2 protein-coding genes are annotated in these 3,695 nt (G+C 64.5%); both read right to left on the bottom strand.

The window, feature by feature from the left end:
- On the bottom strand, positions 1-1,513 hold a 1,513-nt coding region (locus H8S61_RS17195; RefSeq protein ID WP_186939848.1), incomplete at its 3' end, for an aldehyde ferredoxin oxidoreductase N-terminal domain-containing protein.
- A gap of 165 nt (positions 1,514-1,678) precedes the next feature.
- Positions 1,679-3,211, bottom strand: coding sequence for a helix-turn-helix transcriptional regulator (locus H8S61_RS17190; protein ID WP_186939847.1), 1,533 nt, complete (start codon positions 3,209-3,211; stop codon positions 1,679-1,681).
- Positions 3,212-3,695: the final 484 nt, after the last annotated feature.

Raw genomic sequence — 3,695 nt, 5'->3', positions numbered from 1 at the left:
GGAAGTTCACGGCGGAGTGGATCATGTCGTCGCGGTTGAACATCATGTTGTACACGCCGCCCACCTGGCCGAAGCACTCGATGGCGTGGTGCACGGGCCAGCCGCGGTAGTTGATCAGCGCCGAGCGCGCATCGTTGAACCAAGCCTGTTCGTCCCAGCGCTCGCACCACACGATGGGTCCGTGGGCGATGTACGACAGCTCCGAATCGTTGCGCGCGATGCGGTCGAGGATGTCGATGATGAACGTGGGATCGCCCTCGTCGAGCTTCGCCCAGTCGATGGCCTGGTACTCCTCCGCAGGCAGCACGCGCTCGAACACGCCTTCCGCGATGCAGTACCCCATGTCTCGGTAGAGCTGGCCGTAGTTGCACCACAGCCCTAGGTCGTCCATCGTGTTGAGGAAGACGACGTTCATGACGAACGCCTGCTCCTCGGGCAGCTCCTTTTTCATGACGTTGTTCATGAACGTGTAGCCCGCGTTCGCCATGCAGGTGTTTCCGCCCGTCTGGTAGCTGCCGGCGTCCTTCGCCGCGTCGACGCGCAAGTCTCCGTAGCAGTGGATGGGGCATCCGTGGCAGCCGTCCGTCTTGATGAGGTACTTTTCCGCCGCGGGGCCCAGCATGAACGGATGGGCCGACAGCATGCAGCGGTAGCCCACGGTGTTCAGCTCGCCGGGCTTCGGCTCGCCCGTCTCGATGGGATCGCCCTCGGCCAGGCTCCAATACAGCCCTTTGCGCGCGTTCCATCGCGAACCCTGGTCGTAGAACTCGGCCCACTCCTGCTGCGTCGAGGGCACCACGTGGTTGTTGTTGGAACCGACGACCTCGCGCAGCATGTAGTCGGACAGGTCGGCCACGGCCTGCGGGTCCTTCACGTGCACGCTGCCGTTGCCCTGCACCACGATGGCCTTCACCATCTTTGCGCCCATGACGGTGCCCGTGCCGGCGCCGGCCGAGTGGTTGCGCGCGTTGATGATGCACGCGTAGGGCAGCAGGTTCTCGCCGGCGGGGCCGATGGATGCGACGCAGGCTTCCACGCCCTCCTTGCGGCACAGGGCCTCGGTCGCCTTTCGCGTGCCCATGCCCCACACGAAGCCGGCGTCCTTGATCTCCACCTTGTCGTCGACGATGTTGAGGTACACGGGATGGTCGGACGCGCCCTCGAGCACGATGGCGTCCCATCCGGCCAGCTTCATCTTCGCGCCGATCATGCCGCCGCAGTGGGCGTCCACCACGAGGTGGTCCTTCGTGAACGTGGACAGCGTGCTGATGGTCATGCGCCCGGCCAAGGGCACGCCGGAGGCCGTCAGCGGGCCCACGGCGAACACGATCTTGTTCTCGGGCGATAGCGGGTCGGTGCCGGCGGGCACTTCGTCGTACATGATCTTGTTGGCCAAGCCCATGCCGCCGATGTACTCCTTGTACGGGTCGGTCGGCTGCGTCGTGATCGAGCCCGTGCTCAGATTGACGCGGAGGATCTTACCGGCCCATCCATACGATGTTTCGTCAGCCATTGCTGTATCTCCTATCTGGTAAGCCTGAGGTGTTGTGTGCGGCTCGGGGGATATGAGAGGTGCGGGGCTGCGCTGATCACAGTATGCATCATGGCGGGAAAAAGCCTATATCCCGCATGAGGTCATTCTTGCCTTTTTCGAGGTGGGGCGCTGCGGGATGCGGCGTCAGCTCAATTCGCTGGTGACGTGGTCGAGGATCTCCTGGCGCGAGTGGAGGCCCGTCTTCGTGTAGATGTGCCGGATGTGCTCGTGCACCGTTCCGGGAGCGATGAACAGCTCTTCGGCGATCCGCTTCTGGGTGTGGCCGAGCGCGTACAGCGAGAGGACCTCGATCTCGCGCGCCGAGAGCGAGAAGCGCTTGCCTATGTCGGTGACTCCCTGCTGGATGGCGTGCTCGCGCATCGTGGCGAGGGCCGCGATCTCGTCCGTGTCGCTCAGGGCCATGATCTTTTGCAGCGTCGGGTGCTCGGGTGCCGAAGGCGTTACGCTCGGCGTTTTCGCCACGTTGAGGAAGCGGACGAACACGAGCAGGGCCGAGATGAGCACGGCGTCGCCCATGATGGCGATCATGAGCTCGGTGTTCGCGTTCAAAGGCGAGAGCGAGACGAGCAGGATGCGCCCGACCGCGCGTGGCAGGAAGAACGCGAGCCATCCGGCGATGGCGTAATAGTAGGGGTCGCGCCAGCCGTACGTCATGAAGGAGATCGTGAGGTGGGAGCAGTACCCCACCATGAGCGCGTTGAGCGTGGTGGCGAACACGGCTCCCACCTGGAGGTTGTCTCCCCAGGCGGCGTACGAGGTCAGCCCGCAGCAGGCGAGCGCGAACATGATGATCCAGATGCCCGTCGTCATGATCCCCTGGCGTCCTTTGAAGGAGAGCGCGACGATGAAGGCGCAGAGGGCGATGGTCAGCAGCATGTAGGCGAGGCGATGGCCCTCGTCGAAGGTGACCGCCTCGCCGTTGGGGTACCCCCTCAGCAACCCGATGGTCAGCCCCAGCGCCGCAACGCCGAACGCCGACGAGATGAGGACGCCCTTGTTCTTGATGGAGTCCTTCATGAACGACAGGGAATCGTGGGCCTCCGGATGGATCATCTCGTAAGGCCGCTTGACGCGTCTGGCCAGTAGCATGGCGGGGATTTGGAGGGAGGCGAGCGCCGCCGCGAGGAACTGGCGGAACGGCTCCGCCAGCAGGCTGCAGGCGAAGATCTCGATCTCGCTGAGCAGGAGCGCCGAGAATACGAACACGGCAGCGACCGCCGTGCTGCTCTTTCGCGCCCGCCTCATCCAGTAGAACATCGCAGCGGGGCTTGCCACGGCGTTCACGATGCCCACCAGCAGGTACGCGATGCCGTCACGGGCCTCGTGCGACGACAGCAGGCCCAGCGCGACGACCGAGGCCACCTGCAAGGCGATGCAGATGCGCGCGATGGCGTTGACGCTCGACTTGTTCAAGGACACCTTTCCGAAGGCGACGATGCCGAGCAGGGCCGCCAGCACGAGCGAGGCGAACAGGCTGGTGCCGTCCGAGAGGAAGTTCGCGTCGGTCTGCGTGTAGCTCGAGTATATCGAGGCGATGATGCCCGTGCGCGCCGAAGCGAGCCCCACGATGAGCGGGGTGAGGGCGAGCAGGTGCTGGAAAACGGTTCTTTGCGAGCCGCGCTCGTCGTCCGGCGGCTGTGTGAATGCACGCAACATGGCTCCCCTCCATTGATGCGGATGCTTGCGCTGGGTCCCCACGATTATACGGCAAGCGCGCGGGTTCTCCCGGGAGCGCTTGGCTCGAACCGCCTCGACCGTGGCGGGCGTCTCGAAGGCGGGCCGGGATCGCTCGGAAACAGTATCGCCGAAATCGCCCGTTTTGATGAATATCCTCTTTGAGGATATTCGAAAAGTACGCCGATATCCCCTTTTATCCCGGAGGAGGAGAAGCCGGAAAGCGCGGCTGGGGGCATACTCGGTTGCGTTGTGTGCAGGGGGATGAAGCGAGGCCGTGCCCGTTCCCGCGGAAGGGGAGGGCGGCGGATGCCGCGCGAATCAAGACGACTATCACCGAAACGAGGGGGAGCACCAGGCTATGTCAGATTCCAATCTGAACCAGAACACCTCCGAGGACCGGGACGCCAGGGCGAACGGGCCCGAGGCCGCCCCGGCCGCGGCCGCGCCAGCGCCCGAGGGGGAT

Source organism: Eggerthella hominis, assembly GCF_014287365.1.
In the GTDB taxonomy this organism is placed as follows: Bacteria; Actinomycetota; Coriobacteriia; order Coriobacteriales; family Eggerthellaceae; genus Eggerthella; species Eggerthella guodeyinii.
The sequence above is the reverse complement of the archived record's forward strand: the minus strand, read 5'-3'. Positions and strand labels throughout refer to the sequence as shown.

Coding starts and splice junctions, on each gene's coding strand:
- H8S61_RS17190 (WP_186939847.1), bottom strand. CDS start 3,211: ATGTTGCGTGCATTCACACAGCCGCCGGACGACGAGCGCGGCTCGCAA.